Source organism: Psychrosphaera aestuarii, assembly GCF_017948405.1.
In the GTDB taxonomy this organism is placed as follows: domain Bacteria; phylum Pseudomonadota; class Gammaproteobacteria; order Enterobacterales; family Alteromonadaceae; genus Psychrosphaera; species Psychrosphaera aestuarii.
The window spans coordinates 134,012-149,530 of record NZ_CP072844.1; the positions used below are offsets into that span (position 1 = coordinate 134,012).

The 15,519-nt window shown below is 40.3% G+C and carries 18 protein-coding genes; 2 read left to right on the top strand and 16 right to left on the bottom strand.

Annotation, left to right across the window (positions count from 1 at the left end; translation table 11 throughout):
* Positions 1-28 precede the first annotated feature (28 nt).
* A complete protein-coding gene (gene nudE / locus J9318_RS00680; RefSeq protein WP_210560598.1) occupies positions 29-601 on the bottom strand; it encodes an ADP compounds hydrolase NudE in 573 nt (190 codons plus the stop codon).
* 60 nt (positions 602-661) lie between these two features.
* Between nudE and yrfG the strand changes: the two genes are divergently transcribed.
* Positions 662-1,321 (top strand): GMP/IMP nucleotidase, encoded by a 660-nt coding sequence (yrfG, locus tag J9318_RS00685; RefSeq protein ID WP_210560599.1) that lies wholly within the window; start codon positions 662-664, stop codon positions 1,319-1,321.
* An 80-nt stretch (positions 1,322-1,401) separates the two neighbouring features.
* Here yrfG and J9318_RS00690 read toward each other — a convergent pair whose 3' ends face one another.
* The 15 genes from J9318_RS00690 to gspC form a co-directional block, all read right to left on the bottom strand.
* Entirely contained in the window at positions 1,402-1,962 is a 561-nt protein-coding gene (locus J9318_RS00690) for a DUF3833 domain-containing protein (protein ID WP_342345691.1), read from the bottom strand.
* Positions 1,963-1,970: 8 nt separating this feature from the next.
* Positions 1,971-2,564: a chalcone isomerase family protein gene (locus tag J9318_RS00695; protein WP_210560600.1), complete on the bottom strand. Its 594-nt coding sequence runs from the start codon at positions 2,562-2,564 to the stop codon at positions 1,971-1,973.
* Positions 2,565-2,567: 3 nt separating this feature from the next.
* On the bottom strand, positions 2,568-3,092 hold the full coding sequence (locus J9318_RS00700) for a DUF2878 domain-containing protein (protein ID WP_210560601.1): 525 nt from the start codon (positions 3,090-3,092) through the stop codon (positions 2,568-2,570).
* Between the two features lie 111 nt (positions 3,093-3,203).
* Positions 3,204-3,965 (bottom strand): type II secretion system protein N, encoded by a 762-nt coding sequence (locus J9318_RS00705; protein ID WP_210560602.1) that lies wholly within the window; start codon positions 3,963-3,965, stop codon positions 3,204-3,206.
* Positions 3,965-4,465: a type II secretion system protein M gene (locus J9318_RS00710; protein ID WP_210560603.1), complete on the bottom strand. Its 501-nt coding sequence runs from the start codon at positions 4,463-4,465 to the stop codon at positions 3,965-3,967. Before J9318_RS00710 ends, J9318_RS00705 begins: the two co-directional genes overlap by 1 nt.
* A gap of 1 nt (position 4,466) precedes the next feature.
* Complete coding sequence (gspL, locus tag J9318_RS00715) at positions 4,467-5,690, bottom strand: type II secretion system protein GspL (protein WP_210560604.1); 1,224 nt, start codon at positions 5,688-5,690, stop codon at positions 4,467-4,469.
* Positions 5,671-6,708 (bottom strand): type II secretion system minor pseudopilin GspK, encoded by a 1,038-nt coding sequence (gene gspK / locus J9318_RS00720; RefSeq protein WP_210560605.1) that lies wholly within the window; start codon positions 6,706-6,708, stop codon positions 5,671-5,673. Before gspK ends, gspL begins: the two co-directional genes overlap by 20 nt.
* Before the next feature lie 2 nt (positions 6,709-6,710).
* Positions 6,711-7,409, bottom strand: coding sequence for a type II secretion system minor pseudopilin GspJ (gspJ, locus tag J9318_RS00725; protein WP_210560606.1), 699 nt, complete (start codon positions 7,407-7,409; stop codon positions 6,711-6,713).
* Positions 7,402-7,818 carry a type II secretion system minor pseudopilin GspI gene (gspI, locus tag J9318_RS00730; RefSeq protein ID WP_210560607.1) on the bottom strand — a complete coding sequence of 139 codons (417 nt, stop codon included), beginning with the start codon at positions 7,816-7,818 and terminating at the stop codon, positions 7,402-7,404. The genes gspJ and gspI overlap by 8 nt, the downstream gene beginning before the upstream one ends.
* Positions 7,818-8,417: a type II secretion system minor pseudopilin GspH gene (gene gspH / locus J9318_RS00735; RefSeq protein ID WP_210560608.1), complete on the bottom strand. Its 600-nt coding sequence runs from the start codon at positions 8,415-8,417 to the stop codon at positions 7,818-7,820. Before gspH ends, gspI begins: the two co-directional genes overlap by 1 nt.
* A 40-nt stretch (positions 8,418-8,457) precedes the next feature.
* A complete protein-coding gene (gene gspG / locus J9318_RS00740) occupies positions 8,458-8,847 on the bottom strand; it encodes a type II secretion system major pseudopilin GspG (protein WP_210562318.1) in 390 nt (129 codons plus the stop codon).
* A gap of 107 nt (positions 8,848-8,954) precedes the next feature.
* Positions 8,955-10,175, bottom strand: coding sequence for a type II secretion system inner membrane protein GspF (gene gspF / locus J9318_RS00745; RefSeq protein WP_210560609.1), 1,221 nt, complete (start codon positions 10,173-10,175; stop codon positions 8,955-8,957).
* Positions 10,175-11,743, bottom strand: a complete 1,569-nt coding sequence (gspE, locus tag J9318_RS00750; RefSeq protein ID WP_425314324.1) for a type II secretion system ATPase GspE — start codon at positions 11,741-11,743, stop codon at positions 10,175-10,177. The genes gspF and gspE overlap by 1 nt, the downstream gene beginning before the upstream one ends.
* Positions 11,744-11,748: 5 nt before the next feature.
* Entirely contained in the window at positions 11,749-13,863 is a 2,115-nt protein-coding gene (gene gspD, locus J9318_RS00755) for a type II secretion system secretin GspD (protein ID WP_210562319.1), read from the bottom strand.
* Between the two features lie 61 nt (positions 13,864-13,924).
* Positions 13,925-14,929, bottom strand: a complete 1,005-nt coding sequence (gene gspC / locus J9318_RS00760) for a type II secretion system protein GspC (protein WP_210560611.1) — start codon at positions 14,927-14,929, stop codon at positions 13,925-13,927.
* A gap of 192 nt (positions 14,930-15,121) precedes the next feature.
* Here gspC and hslR point away from each other — a divergent pair, with 192 nt between their 5' ends.
* Positions 15,122-15,517 (top strand): ribosome-associated heat shock protein Hsp15, encoded by a 396-nt coding sequence (gene hslR / locus J9318_RS00765; RefSeq protein WP_210560612.1) that lies wholly within the window; start codon positions 15,122-15,124, stop codon positions 15,515-15,517.
* The last annotated feature ends 2 nt before the right edge of the window (positions 15,518-15,519 follow it).

Consider the following 15,519-nt stretch of genomic DNA (forward strand, 5'->3'; position numbering starts at 1 on the left):
TAAACAGACGAAAAGCTGATAATTCCAATTACTTTATCAGCTTCTGTGCTAAGAATAATGCAGCTACAGATCGAGCCTCATTAAAATCTTTGTGTTCTAATAATTGTTCTGCGTGGTCCCAGTTCCAAATGACTTTTTCTAATGGTTCTGGCTCATCACCCACAAGACTCTCTTCGTATAAATCGAACGCAACGTAAATATGCATTTGAGCGCTAAAGTAACTTGGCGCTGTAGAAACCGTTTTTAACTTTACAAAGCGTTTAGCGCCATAGCCGATTTCTTCTTTTAACTCTCTATTTGCCGCTTGTTCAGGCGTTTCCCCAGGGTCAATTAAGCCCTTTGGAAAACCAAGCTCGTAACTATGAATACCGGCTGCATATTCACGTACTAACATAAACTCATTATCGTTCAAACATGGAACAACCATAACGGCGCCACGTCCTGAACCTTTCATTCTTTCGTATTGACGCTTCTCTCCATTAGAAAACTCTAAGTCTAACTGTTCAATTTTAAACAGCTTACTTTCTGCCACCAGCTCACTGCCATGTACCTTTGGTAAACTTGGAGACTCTGAAATTGAGCTTATTTTTTTCCCTGCCATAACTACCTTCTGCTAAAATCGTTTTATTAACTAACTATAACCACTAAAAATTAGAAATCTATGCTTAATTGGCAGAACATTGATACCGTACTTCTTGATATGGACGGCACATTATTAGACCTACATTTTGACAACCACTTTTGGCTAGAGCATACACCCAAAGCATACGCTCAAGTTCATGGTATGCCTTTAGAGCAAGCAAAGGTGTACCTTAAAGAACAAAACGACGCGGTCTACGGTCAACTTGAATGGTATTGTTTAGACTATTGGCAACGTGAGCTGCAACTACCCATTGTGGACCTCAAGCGAGAAATCCAACATCTAATCCAACTAAGAGAAGATACTATTCCGTTTTTAGATGCGCTCAAAAATGCCAACAAACAAGTTGTTTTAGTTACCAATGCGCACCCTGATTCCTTAAGTTTAAAAGTTGAACGTACTCAGCTTGATAGTCACATCGATCACCTGATCTCGTGTCATCAATTTGGCGCCAGCAAAGAAAGCCAATCTCTATGGACACAACTGCAACAGCACTTGAACTTTGACCCAGCACGGACTCTGTTTGTAGATGACTCAGAACGCATTCTTCACTCGGCTAAAGAGTTTGGTATACAGCACCTACTGGCAGTAGCAAACCCAGACAGCAAACGTGTCGCGGTGCCTATTAATGGATTTGTTAACGTTACAGACTACCGCACCTTACTAAACGATATCAGCTAGATTAAGCGACCTTAGCTCGTCGCAACATTATCCATTCGTTAAAGAAATACCATTAGCGCCTTCTATTCGATAGAAGCTCACTACTTGTTACAGCTGCGTAATGGTTTTTCTTTATCAAAAAATATCGTTATGTCAGCAACGGTAATGCCAAACTTTTTCATCGCGGTTTTATTCATTAACCGATATTCATCTAACTGATACATCCAATCATCCATAGCGAACGTGTACTCTGTATCGCCAAGATTTAGATTTAAGTCATATTTCCAGTTAAATGCAAAACCGATTGCCTCGCCACTCGCGTCGCCGTCAACGTCGCCCGCGGTTCCGGTATATATACCTTGGTTATTCTTCTCTAATTTCCAAACCCGACGGTCAGTTTCGCCATCATCATAATAAAAATATTCATCTAAAACGCCGGATTTGCCATTAGCAGCATCTTTCCAAGTACCAGTCATCTCAACACAAAAGCGTCGAGTAACTTTATCGCTGTAATCTTGGATCATTCCCCAAGCTACTACTTCGCCATCAAAAAAAGTATCTAACTCAAACTTAGGACTGGTATTTTGGTAGTCTTCAACATTCGTACTACACCCTAGTAACAGCGTACTCGCTACTATCGAACAAAAAATTTTTTTCATCATCGAGACCTCTATTTATATGAGAGTAATTTTTTACGCAACTTCGGCTCAGAAGTATCATCTGACAGCCAAATATCTAAAAAGATTTTGCCAAACTCACCACCCTCATGCTCCGCTAAAAAACGGTTGTTATAGAAGAAGACGCTACGGTCTGAAAACATATAAAGCGCTAACCGATCACCTTCTTTTAAATTTGGCCAAATCTCGTTTAGCCAACCAACATATGGCAGATATTCTTGCTCAGCGATCTTCAAATGCTGCCATTGCTCTACGGTACTATCTACCAAGTCTTTAGCTTTAATGTCCCGTTTATATCTAATTTCTAACACTAAAGGTGCCTGTTCATACCATTTTTTGCTGGACACAAATTTACCCGACTGGTTATACAAATAACTGTCATACACGTCCCAAAATAAATAACTAAACTCCGCTTTTCCTGACAACTTGTACGACTCACCATTTGATAGCGTTAGCAGGCCTTTTTCTGTCGAGTAAGTCACTGAATTAAAATTTGTGGTTTTAGACAGTAAGTTTGGCGAGAAAAGCAATAACGACGTTAGCGATACAAGCACAAAGGCGGTAGTAGCAGTTTTGAGTTTTAACATCGATTATGCCTCATTTTTTACTGTGAAATTTGAATCGAACTTTTCGTTCAACTTTTTTGAGCATTGAGATAACAACATAAATACCGGCCCCCAAATAATTGAGAATATAAGAAACGTCCACCAAAAATCATATGGCGTTTCAATTGCGCCCAGCCTTGCGCCAGCTAAATAAGAGAGCGGTCCACTTATTGATCCACCAACAAAAGCGAGCAGAGGCTTTTGTTGAAAGTAAGCCAAACTATGATTTAACGTCATACCAAACGCCGCCCATATTAATACCAGCCAAGGAGGGATAAGGAAGTCGATAACAATACCGTGGTTAAATGAAAAGACGCCGTAAGCCATCACCAAAGAGTCGAGCACCAAACCAGTGACGATACAGAGCGCAATAATTACTACGTCTTCTTTTAAAAAGTGAGTTTTATAGAAGTGAAAAGCTATCAGCAAAGCACCAACCGGCACAAAGCTATTGCCTATGTAAATACAGCCAAACCAAATTGTTTGGAATAAAATAAAATTTAAAAGCATGCACTCAATCCTATGTGAACTCTTTGTTCTACGGACTTAGTGTCAATATAGTTCAATGTAGGAAGGCCGCACAGATGTACGGCCAACTTTGTGTTTTTCTTTGCTTGGGAGTTAGAGCTTTATAGGATAGCGGCCTTGCACGTCTATTCGAGAGAACATGCTTATTCCTTTGTGAATATCTTGCGGTAAACTTTCTGATGGCTTCACATAACCTTGAAAACTAAATGATTCTGGTGAAACTATAGTCGCATCACCTTCTAAACCTAGTTCGTTATTGCCATCAAATTGGGCCACGATAGCTCCTGTGTTACAACTAAGCTGCGCCGTTATTGTCCCTAGTGACATTGGCTGTCCAAAAACCACTTCCGCTTTTGTCCACAGTAGCTCACCTTTTAATTCATCACACATCATTTGAGTCTGAGACGGGTCATTAACGGAACTAACTTGATAGTTGTCTAACTCTAAAATGACACGGCCATTCAGCTCACTAGTCGGAATAGGAAGCTCTGAACGGATACTACTAGCTGGTGCTCGCAGGACAACATCCGATAATGACAATGTACTGAATCCAAATGAAATATTAGCCTTGCCACTTAGTTGCTGTGCATTACGCGCTTGACCAAATTTCATTTCATATGACAATTTACCCGTGAATAAGTCAGCTACTTTTACTTCCCATGTAAGATTTGTAAACTGCCACTTATCTATTTGAATAGCTTGAGCTTTACCAGACCAAAGTGTGCCCTTGAGATTTTGTAAGGCGACATGGTTAGGAATCTCTATATATTTCGCAACAAAACTAATTGGCGTATATAGAACGAAAAAAACAATAAAAGCCCCAACAAACAGAACTAACAACTTTTTAAACGACATTAATTACGCTCCAAATCTAATCGTCTTACTCGAACAACACCTGCGACATCCGATTTAGATATATCTATATTACTTGCGTGAATTCCATGCTTATTTTTTAGCTCAGCAAGCCAAGCCATTAACTGATTAAAGTTAATGTCATCCAGCCCTACTTTTACATTATCTGCAGTTTGTGGTTGTAATCGAGCCAAGGTAATTCGGTTTTTACGTGCCGTAGAATTAATCACTTGTGTCATTGATGATGTATTTCCAACTACAGAAGGATTTTGGCCTGATTGTTTAATGATTGCGATTTGTTGTTTTGCCCAAACATTAAGCTCTTGTTGACTGGAGAGTTTCTTCTTTGAGTCGGCTAAATTATTGGCAACCGAAGAATATGTAGATACCAGTATAAAAACGATAAAACATACACCTAATAATAAAATAAGGCGTTGTTCACTCTGTGATTTCGACTGATATAAAGCGATTAACTTTTGTTTAAAATCGGTAATTCCAGCCATATTATCTCGCCTCCTTAATGCTTAACGAGCCTGTAACAACGTTGCCTTCGTTATTCACGGCGCCTGGGTTTACCAATAAACCCGTTTCCGTAACAGCGACTCGAAAACGTTCGAACTCTTGGAATGATGGGGCTACGGCACTTAACCTAAGTTCATTGCGCTTACCGTCAAACCGCAAATTTTCTACCTTAACACTTTGGAATGACTCAAAAATTGGTGTGAGCGTATTCATTACCGCTAAGTAGTCAAAATTACCATCCGAACTTACGGTACCAGATACTGCATTGACCTTTGACTGCAGTTGACGCTTTAATAAATTTACACGTATCTTTTCATTCGGAAACGCTGCGCGATACATATCTACCAATTCAGTTTTAGCTATTTCTAACCTAGACTGATTTTGTTGCCATTGCGCAATCATCATTACAAATTGAATGACTAATAACACACCACCGAGCACAATCACTGGTCGCCAAATTAACCATGCTTTACTCACTGGTTTTTTCGGTGCAAATTCGCCTTGAAGTAAATTCCATTTTTGTTTTGCCGCTTGCTGAGCCAACAGCAACATTGGTAATTCAGGGTCTTCCGCTATCAAATTTAAATTTTTATCTGCATCTGCTGCTACATCCAACAACAATGGAGGTAGAGGACTAAAGTAGTGTAGTGATTTATCCGACAGCTGCTGAGCGTATAACGCTAACCAATCTTTCTCAATGAAACAACCTTGCCAATTACCTTCACGAATCAAATATCCGTCGGCTAATTCTACTAGGGCGAGGTGTGAATCTTCGTCTGATAGTGGTAAACACAATACCTCTGGTAATATATGCTGTACCGCAATATCGTGCTCCGACAAAACACTCAACCACTCCCCTAACGTGGTTTTGTTCACCACGGCAATATTAACGAAGTATTGTTGCTGTTCTTTATCAAAGCCGGTTTCTTGGATCGCAAAGTGCAACTTATCAATATCTTCAGCTAAATCATCTTCCAACATAAAAGGAAGCGCTTTGAGGATCTGACGTGTCGGCTTCATGGTTGTAAGGTGCCTAATTAAGCGCACATCACCACTGTTAGCAATTACGGTAACCGGACGGCCTTGGGCATAACGAGACAACGAGTCCAGTTCAGCTTGCCCCTGCAATTCACCAGAGACAATTATTTCATTGTTTGAATCAGACCAAACTAGCCACGGTATCGGACTAGTCTTTTGACTGCTCATCCTCAGGATTAGCTTTTCGCTCAACTTCCCCTCCAAATCGACGCCCAATTACCCAAGCCTGATACTGATCATCCAATTGGATAAGGCTTGTTAATGCAAATTTGACGTCGTTATAAGTTGCATTGGTTATAAGTTTAAAAAACCTGCTAGAGACAGTAAATAAACTGCGATCTACCGAAGCTATATTGTTAATTGACTTAACCGGCGCTAAAGCCCAAAAGTCATTGATATCAGTAAACCCTTTGTCAGGTCGCTCTGCAATAATTTCTTGTGCCGTAGCTTCATCAATATTTAGCATTGCCATGAGTAACTCAGGCTCATTTTCTTTTATGGTATTAACATTAATGGCTAATTGATGATGTTGCGGAATTGCACATACATACTTTTTAATTTTGTTAAGTGTTAACGGATCAAACCCTGCTATCACTCTAAGTTCGTTTTCATGGGCTAAAGCGCTATTTGCACTTAAATACGGAAACGCCATTGAGGCATACATATCACCGTCATAACCACCGGCTTCTGTCGCATAGTCATCAGGGTCAATCCAGTCATAAACGTTGTTTGCCAAGTCTTCTAAACTGACATCCGATTCTACTTCTAAGGAATCTAATAACCGAACAAAAATATCTCGTCGATACTTTTGTTGCGTTTTATCCATGTCGGGTTGCCACAGACCGTTTAAATTTAAACAGCTATACAAATCAACAACCTGACCTTGAATCACTCCGTTGTTTACCGGAAAGGCCATTCCTTCCGTTGCCCAACTCTGACCTAAATGAACAACACCATCGTCGTCTTCTAATGTTGCGGATAATAACATCTTAACAAAACTTTCTGAGCCTTTTGCATACTGAAACGCTTGTTGTCTATCGAATAAGTTTTGGGCTCTTGCTATACCAAGTCGTTGAGTTTGCATGAGCTGCGAAGCAATGATCACGCACAACGCAACAATCAACATTACCGAAATAAGTGCAATGCCTTTTTGTTGCTTTACGTTAGTACGGTGCGCTAAATGCATAATTACCGCTCCGCCTTAGTGTTATTGTCATCATCATTTGATGAATCAACATCATCATTCGCCGAATTAGCACCTGATGGAATTGTCGTTACCTTGGCCGTTTTCTCGACAAAAGCAAACATACGCTCAATATCTCCAAAGGCTTCAGTAACAAATGTCAATTTGATCAGTGTCGGTAAACCCGAATCTGGCAGATCGTCTTGCCATTGATTATCATAAAAATAACTTAGTCGTAAATCACTGACACCATCTATTAAGTTTTGAATTCTTGGCTCTTCACCGGTGTCCGCATCAACAAAGTTAAAATACAAACGTTGCAATTTACCTTCGTAAACTCGATAACCGACAGCTTGCAATTCACTTCTAGGTAAAATCATTGCTGGGTTAATCCAACCATCTCGAATAAAGGCAAAACCTAACTCTTCGGAATCGAGTAAATAAGGCTGGGCGATAAAATATTTATCCACAGGAGGCTCGCCATTTAGACGAATTTTACGCTGAACAACTTGCTGTAAATCGTTTTCTATAAACATCATCGCACGTTGAATATTTGTGAGTTGCTCGGTCTGACTTTCAATATGGTCTTTACCCGATATTGTCGTGTTCAGCACCGAATAAGTGGCAACACCCAACATGGCAAATATCGCTAATGACAATAGCATTTCGATTAATGTAAACCCACGATTCCGAACGCTAATCATTGCCACTGACCTTATTTTGAACAACGTAAGTCTCTAAATCATAGATACTATTTTCACTATCTTCGGTCTCATATACTGAAACGGTTACAGAACGCATTTTCGAATCAGCAGTCTCAACTACGGTTTGACGCCAAAACCAAGTCACGCCGGCCATTTTAGCCTCGCCTTTTTGATTTTGTTTTGGTGGCCAGTTTTTTTCCACCTGTAACTCTACTAGGCGGTTTTGCGCTACCCATGAGGCAAAAGTCATTTGCTGTAATTGACCAACATTATTTGCACTTTGGCTTATAACGCTGAGTATGGAGGCACTTGCATAAGCAAAAATCGCTAATGCCAATAACATTTCAACTAGCGTAAACCCTGACATTTTGGATTTTACATGTAAGATTCGTTTAATACGCTTAGTCATTATCGTTCGATATCTCGCTGCGCTTGAGGATCATAAAATTTCACTGGCGCCGTGAACAAACCTTGGATCACAAACATTGCGTCGTTTTCCATTGTCGGAAATTCAAGTTCGATCTCAAACGATGATATCTCCCCAGAGGAAAGAATAAATACTTGAGGGAAGGCTAACTTTTTCTCCTCATCACTGAGGTCCGTTTCGGCGTTTAACGTCTCTTCATCTATAAGTTGCACAGCGCTTAATAAGTTTTTTTCTTGCCATGGCAAACCGTCTAATTTCAACGTGATTATTAAGTTTTCATTAAGAGGTTCAGTATCAAAGGGGCGTTTTGTTATTCGTACCCACTTTTCGCCATCATAGATTAAAAATGCATATTGCTGATCAGACACCGCCAGCCCAAGTTGCTGGTTATTTACTACCGCATACTCAGACGCTAAGTTTATAAGTGCGGTGAGCTTTTGAGATTCTTTTTCAACTAAATCATAAGCATTTGGAGATAGACTAGGGAAACGCACAAGCGATACCAAATAACCAATGATCACAATGACTAACATGAGTTCTATTAGCGTGAATCCCTGGTTATTTTTAAATCTTGAGGTCACCTCTGCACTTCCTAGTTTTATTGGTGCGTTAGCCGCTTATTTATAAGTACTCGTCGGCATTCCAGTTACCAATATCATCCTCAGTACCCGCTTCACCGTCTGGCCCCATCGAAAACAAATCGTACTGACCCATTTCGCCAGGACTAACAAGCTGATACTCGTTGCCCCACTTATCCACCGGCACTTTTTTCAAATAACCATTAGCTGGATAGTTGCGAGGAATAGGTTCCATTTCCGGTTTAGTGACTAGTGCCTCAAGACCTTGTTCTGTCGTTGGGTAAGTGCCACCTTTTAACTTATACATGTCTAAAGTAGACTCTAAGTTACGAATTTCAATTGCTGTACTTTGCAATTTAGCCTCGTCAGATTGACCCATTAAATTTGGTACAACTAGACCGGCGATCATGCCTAAAATAGCAATTACGATCATAACTTCTAACAAGGTAAAGCCTGCTTGTTTATTTGCGTTTGTTTTTTGAAACTTTTTCACTGGATACTCCAACAGTTTTCTTATTGTACTAGGTTAACCTAAAAAGGTTACAAACCAACTAAATTATTCATTTGCATAATTGGCTGCAAAATTGATACTAAAATGAACATGACCATACCAGCCATCACTAACACAATCAGCGGTGTTAACAAGCCAAGGCTAATCTTCAAAGTCGCATCCATTTCGTTATCTTGATTGTCTGCAGCACGCGCTAACATTTGTTCTAACTCGCCAGACTTTTCGCCGCTCCCTATCATATGAATCATCATCGGTGGAAACGTTTTACTTTGCTGCAGCGAGTTCTTTAAAGAACTGCCCTCTCTAACGGCATCAGATGCATCTTTAACGCACTTTTGAATATACTTATTTGTTAAAACTTGGCCTGCTATCTTCATGCCATCCAAAATTGGTACCGCACTTGATGCTAAGATACTTAAAGTTCGTGCAAAACGAGCCGTATTGGCACCTAAAACGACCCTTCCTACCAAAGGTACACTCAATAAAAACTTATCAAATTTTAATCTAATTGCAGGTTGTTTTAGTAAACGCTGAGCGACAATGGATAGACCTAAAACGGCAATCAGAACAAATACACCATAATCGATAATAAAGTCACTTAAATTTAACAACAATTGGGTGCTTCCTGGCAGTGCAGCGCCGGAGTCGACAAATTGCCCAACAATTTGAGGCACCACTGAGGCTAATAAGAATGACACAATACCAATAGCAAATAAGGTCAACATGATCGGATAAATCATTGCTTGTGTTAACTGACTTTTAGTTGCTTGTCGCTTTTCGGTGTAATCGGCTAGCCTGTTTAGCACTTCATCTAAGTGCCCCGACTTCTCGCCAGCAGCCACCATAGAACGGAATAAGTGATCAAAAATATGTGGGAATTCTTTCATGCCGTCGGCTAAGGTGTAGCCTTCTACAACTTTTGAGCGAATCGCCATGATAGTACGTTTTAGTCTAGGCTTATCGCATTGTTCGGCAACCGCCAGCAACGCAGATTCTATGGTCAAAGCAGAACCAACTAACGTTGCTAATTGACGCGTAATTAAGGCTAAATCAGACGCTGAAATAGTAGGTTGAAGCAGTGAAAAGCCAGCTGCAGACTGTTGCTCTTTTTGACTTGCCTTACCAATTTCTAGTGGTACCAAACCTTTTTCACGAAGTTGTTGTCGAACTTGTTTTGAAGTATCTGCTTCGATTATGCCCTTTTTGCTTTTTCCTTTTGCATCTAGCGCTTTGTACTCATATGCAGCCATTAGCTATCCTCGCGCGTGACTCTGAGCACTTCTTCTAAGGTGGTAATGCCCTTAAGCACTTTGTTCATACCATCATCACGAATACTTGGTATCGAATTACGAATATGCTTTTCAATTGCTTGTTCGCCATGTCCGTTGTGAATAAGCTCTCTGATTGGCTCATCAACAACTAACATTTCATGAATGCCAATACGCCCACGGTAACCGCTGAAATTACACTTATCACATCCTTTTGGATGATAAATAGTGATGCCTTGCTCCATCGCATCTTGCTCGCTTAATCCTAACAATTTGAGTTCAGAGGCATCAGGCGTGACTTCAGACTTACATTCTTTACACAGTGTACGAACAAGTCGTTGTGATAATACGGCTAATAAACTAGATGATAATAAAAAGGGCTCAATTCCCATATCTTCCATTCGAGTGATAGCACCCGATGCCGTGTTGGTATGTAATGTCGATATTACTAAATGACCCGTTAAACTCGCTTGTACCGCAATTTCTGCAGTTTCTAAGTCTCGAATTTCACCAATCATTACCACGTCTGGATCTTGACGTAATATTGCGCGCAAACCTCGAGCAAACGTCATGTCCACTTTCGGATTAACTTGTGTTTGTCCAATGCCAGGTAATTCGTATTCCACCGGATCTTCAACGGTTAAAATATTGCGATCCTTACTATTTATATCGGACAGCCCAGCGTAAAGCGTTGTACTTTTACCTGAACCTGTAGGGCCGGTAACCAAAATGATGCCATGAGGCTTTCTTAGTAGCTCCGCAAATTGTTTTTCATTTGCTTCATGCATACCAAGATCGGTTAAGTTTAATCTGGCGTTATTTTTATCTAATAAACGCATTACCACACGCTCTCCGTAGGACGAAGGCATAGTCGAAACACGCACGTCTATCGCTCGACCAGCGATTCGAAGTGAAATTCTACCATCCTGCGGAATACGTTTTTCAGCGATATCCAACTGCGCCATAACTTTGATACGAGATACTAGTAACGAAGCAAGTTTTCGGTTTGGACTAAGAACTTCACGAAGCACACCGTCGACTCTAAATCGAATAACTAGTTCTTTTTCAAAGGTCTCAATATGAATATCCGAAGCGCCTTCTTTGATAGCCTCAGACAATGTCGCGTTAATCAATTTGATAATAGGCGCATCATCTTCACTTTCTAATAGGTCTTCTGTGCCTGGCAGTTCATCGGCAATAGAAAATAAGTCTACTTCATTGCCTATATCTTCCATCAACTGCTGCGTTTCAGACGCATTTCGCTGATAGGCTTGTTCAATGGCAATTTCAAACTCATTGTCAGTGATCACCCGATAAGGCAAAGGATGACCAATTAGGCGCCTCGTTTCTAAAAGCGCCGACATCGGTGTATCGGCTTTAATAAGAAGTTCTGTGTTTGAATCACTGTATGCGATCATCACACCAAATCGCTGAGCAAAACCAAAGGGTAAGCGCTGATTTGCAGGTACATCATCGGCTAATGTTGCGTCTTCAGCATCTAATGACACAGTATCTGCAATTTCTTTTTTTAGTTCGGAGTCTAACTGCATAGTCATTACTCTTCAGAGCCAGGTTTCACTTGCTTTTTTGTCGCGGTAGGTGGATTAACACCTTGTTCTTGGCTCTCTAAATACTCGTTAAAACTAGGCGGTAAAGTTAACGTCTCATTCCACTCTTGTAATACTGGCTGATTAGTCAATGGCATTAATGCTATGCCATCGTCATCACGTTTCATTTGCTCGGCACGAATATAATTATACTTTTGCTGGCTGATATCCGATGCTGATGCGCCGTCACGCAAAATTCTTGGACGAATAAAGACCATTAGATTACGTTTACGCTTAGTGGTGCCAGTTGAACGGAATAGATGGCCTAAAATTGGTAAATCACCTAATAATGGTACTTTAGAGACGCTTTCTTGTACGTCTTCATCTATCAAGCCACCAATAACAATAGTACCGCCGTCTTCTGCCAATACATTTGTTTTGATAGAACGCTTATTAATACCAACATCGACGCCAACTGCGCCACTCACGCTAGACACCTCTTGTTCAATTAATAACTGAACCGCCGAGCCTTCATTAATTTGCGGGGTTACTTTTAGCTTGATACCCACTTCTTTTCGATCAACTTTCTGGAACGGATTGCCGTTATTTGCACTGGCCGTTGAACCCGTTAATATCGCAATTTCTGAACCCACTAAAATTGATGCTTCTTCATTATCAATAGTAGTGATTGATGGCGTTGCTAAGATATTAGTATTGGTATCATTACGTACCGCTTGTAAAACAGCGCCCCAACCACCGTTTACCACGCCGGTAGCAAATCCAGAAATACCACCTAACACTTGAGCTAAGCCTGAATAGTCGCCACGTTCGGTTTTGGTCACTTTGTTTTGGGTGGTATTACCGTTGTCATCAAAACCATTAACAATACTTTCTGTTTCTTGATCACGGGCTTGATAAGCAGCACCAGCAATATTTGAGATTGGTGTAACGCCATTATTAAACTGGGTAAAACCGATATCCGTGCTTCCCCACTGGATACCTAAGTTGATACCGTCACTCTCAAACACTTCAACAATAATCGCTTCAACTAATACTTGTTGGCGGCGAACATCTAATTGACGAATGATTTGCTCTAGTGACCGCATCATGTCTGGCTCAGCGTTAATTACTAAAGAGTTTGAATCTGGGTGAGCTTGAATAGAATAGTCACGCGTTGATGACGTTCGAGCGCGCTTATTCGTGGTATTTGTTGTACCACCTTGCGAGTCTGCAGCAATAGAATCAGATACGCCGGTTAATACTTTCACAACTTCTTCAGAGTTTGCGTATTTTAAATAGTAAACTTTGGTATTGCCGGTGCTTTCTAATTCAGAGTCGAGGCGTTTAATCAACTCAATCACCTTCTCTCTTGCTTCTTGTTCACCCGTTACAATTACGCTATTGGTTCGGTCGTCTGCAACAATTTTTGGAACTAAAAAGTCTGGTTGCCCTTTATTACCAGCAGTTGACTTGTAAATGCTTTCTACAATACGCACCATCTCACTTGCTGATGCATACTCAAGTTTAACAATTATAACTTTTTGGTCGCCGGCTCTATCCACACGGCTAATGATATCGACCATACGATTTACCATCGCCACCGATCCCACAACCATAACTACGTTGGACGGTTCATAATGCACAACGTGGCCACTTCCCGATTGGTCGCTTAGTTGGCGAAGTAAAGGTGATAATTCTCGTACCGATACATTTTTAACTTGAACGACTCGGGTGACCATTTCATCACCTTCACCAAGGTATTCATCTCCTACTACCGGCGTTGGTGAGCTTTTTACATCTTTTGCCCTGATTACTTTTAAAATACCATTACCCATATCGATGACGGCGTAACCATAAACTTGTAAAACATTTAGGAAAAAGTGGTAATACTGCTCTTTCGTTAATAAGTCATAAGAGCGAACATTTACTTTACCTCTTACGGCCGGATCAATAATGATGGTCTTTTGTAAAATTTTTCCGACGATATTGATAAATTCATTAATATCTGTGCCTTTGAAATTAGGCGAATACTGTGTTGCCTGTGCAACAGGTGTTACCCAAGCAGCAGAAAATAAACCAAGAGTAATAATTGCTGAAAATGCTGATACTTTTGCCGAACGCATTACTTTTGATTTAACGTGATTAGATTTACTAAAAAATCCCATTTAAATAAACTCCAGGGCCTTAGAACGCCAACATTATTTGAATCGGTGAATCGTCGCGGATAACAGTTATATCTGCCTCCGTGAGTTCTTTCAATTCATTCATTAACGACAATGCTTGTTGCATGTCGGTTAAATCATAACCATTAATATTTATCGCCAAGTCATTTTGTTTTAAACCCGCTTGATTAAACAAGCTTGGGTCATTACCCGGTGATAACCGATATCCTAATAACTCCCCATTTTCTCTATATGGAGCTATTTTAATAAAATCCATTAACTGTTTTGGATCATCAAACAGCTGTTCTCTTTGCTCGCGAAGTGACTCGGCTAGCTCGTCATCTTCACGTTTATCAATTTGTTCTGGTTCAGCCTGATACTTGCGATCTACTGATGACCTACTCTTAGATTGAGGTCTTGTGGGGCCAACATCCACTGCATCAACATCGATATTGTCGTTTAGTTCGGCGGCGCTACCAGGAATAGTAGTGGAGTATTCGATACCCTCGAGCATTAATGTCTCGTAACCGGCACCGTTAGACAAGATAACCCGGTCTAATAATATTTGACTGACCTTTGCCGATGTACCCTCAATTTTATTATTGATACCGTAAGTGGCTTGTCGACCTGAATACTCGATAATAGCCACTGACGTTTCCGACACTTCGCTTGAATTGTCAGCAACAATGCCGGTTAAGGTTAGGTTTAGTCTAGTTTTAGGCGCGTTAGACGTTACTGGCTTTGGTTTCGGCGCTTCTTTTTTTATCTCTTCTTTACCAAATAAATTTAGTTTAAGTAATGAATCTATTGAGACCGTTGACGCGCTTTGTGTTTGCTGGCCACTGGCAGTAGAGGCTAAAGATATCGTTCCAGCGTTTATAGGTGCGTCGAAAAATTTCCACACTGTGATCGCGGCCAAATAGGCACTATAAATCACTAACAACAAAGTTAATGTTTTAGCGACTTTTGTCTGAGGTATTTTTTGGCCAATTTGGCTGAGTTGCTCTAACAAGCGAGACGACTCCATTTATTATTATTCTCCAAGCAATTCGTAATGAACTTCTAACTGATTGCGGCGCCATACCCTATCAAACTAAAACTAAAAATGCTTGTGCTAGATATCGAAAAAATCAGTATAACCTTTCAAGTAGTTTAAAATCACTATTTATGATAAATTTGCGACGTTTTTTCGGCACATTTAATTAAACTGAAACATACCATGACAGATTCAAAAGTTCGATTAGATAAATGGCTTTGGGCGGCACGATTTTTTAAAACTCGGTCTATAGCTACTGACATGATTAATGGCGGAAAAGTTCATTATAATGGACAAAGATGTAAAGCATCCAAAGCGATCGATGTTGGCGCTGAAGTGAAAATACGCCAAGGCTTTGATGAAAAGGTCGTAAAAATAGTTGAGATTAGCGATAAACGCCGCAATTTTAGTATTGCTCAAACACTTTACGAAGAAACCAAACAAAGTATCGAAAATAGAGAAAAGCAGGCTTTAGCGCGTCAGTCTAGCGCCGCTTTATCACCAAGACCTGATACTAAGCCAGATAAGAAACAACGCCGTACATTACTAAACCTTAAAAATTCAGATTTATTCGAGTAATC

What these genes read in the sequence shown, in the direction of transcription:
- J9318_RS00700 (WP_210560601.1), bottom strand. Translation starts at nt 3,092, where the DNA reads ATGCTTTTAAATTTTATTTTATTCCAAACAATTTGGTTTGGCTGTATT.
- gspD (WP_210562319.1), bottom strand. Translation starts at nt 13,863, where the DNA reads ATGCGTTCGGCAAAAGTATCAGCATTTTCAGCAATTATTACTCTTGGT.
- J9318_RS00690 (WP_342345691.1), bottom strand. Translation starts at nt 1,962, where the DNA reads ATGATGAAAAAAATTTTTTGTTCGATAGTAGCGAGTACGCTGTTACTA.
- J9318_RS00705 (WP_210560602.1), bottom strand. Translation starts at nt 3,965, where the DNA reads ATGTCGTTTAAAAAGTTGTTAGTTCTGTTTGTTGGGGCTTTTATTGTT.
- J9318_RS00710 (WP_210560603.1), bottom strand. Translation starts at nt 4,465, where the DNA reads ATGGCTGGAATTACCGATTTTAAACAAAAGTTAATCGCTTTATATCAG.
- gspL (WP_210560604.1), bottom strand. Translation starts at nt 5,690, where the DNA reads ATGAGCAGTCAAAAGACTAGTCCGATACCGTGGCTAGTTTGGTCTGAT.
- gspG (WP_210562318.1), bottom strand. Translation starts at nt 8,847, where the DNA reads ATGATCGTAATTGCTATTTTAGGCATGATCGCCGGTCTAGTTGTACCA.
- hslR (WP_210560612.1), top strand. Translation starts at nt 15,122, where the DNA reads ATGACAGATTCAAAAGTTCGATTAGATAAATGGCTTTGGGCGGCACGA.
- nudE (WP_210560598.1), bottom strand. Translation starts at nt 601, where the DNA reads ATGGCAGGGAAAAAAATAAGCTCAATTTCAGAGTCTCCAAGTTTACCA.
- yrfG (WP_210560599.1), top strand. Translation starts at nt 662, where the DNA reads ATGCTTAATTGGCAGAACATTGATACCGTACTTCTTGATATGGACGGC.
- gspJ (WP_210560606.1), bottom strand. Translation starts at nt 7,409, where the DNA reads ATGATTAGCGTTCGGAATCGTGGGTTTACATTAATCGAAATGCTATTG.
- gspC (WP_210560611.1), bottom strand. Translation starts at nt 14,929, where the DNA reads ATGGAGTCGTCTCGCTTGTTAGAGCAACTCAGCCAAATTGGCCAAAAA.
- gspF (WP_210560609.1), bottom strand. Translation starts at nt 10,175, where the DNA reads ATGGCTGCATATGAGTACAAAGCGCTAGATGCAAAAGGAAAAAGCAAA.
- gspK (WP_210560605.1), bottom strand. Translation starts at nt 6,708, where the DNA reads ATGCATTTAGCGCACCGTACTAACGTAAAGCAACAAAAAGGCATTGCA.
- J9318_RS00695 (WP_210560600.1), bottom strand. Translation starts at nt 2,564, where the DNA reads ATGTTAAAACTCAAAACTGCTACTACCGCCTTTGTGCTTGTATCGCTA.
- gspE (WP_425314324.1), bottom strand. Translation starts at nt 11,743, where the DNA reads ATGCAGTTAGACTCCGAACTAAAAAAAGAAATTGCAGATACTGTGTCA.
- gspI (WP_210560607.1), bottom strand. Translation starts at nt 7,818, where the DNA reads ATGACTAAGCGTATTAAACGAATCTTACATGTAAAATCCAAAATGTCA.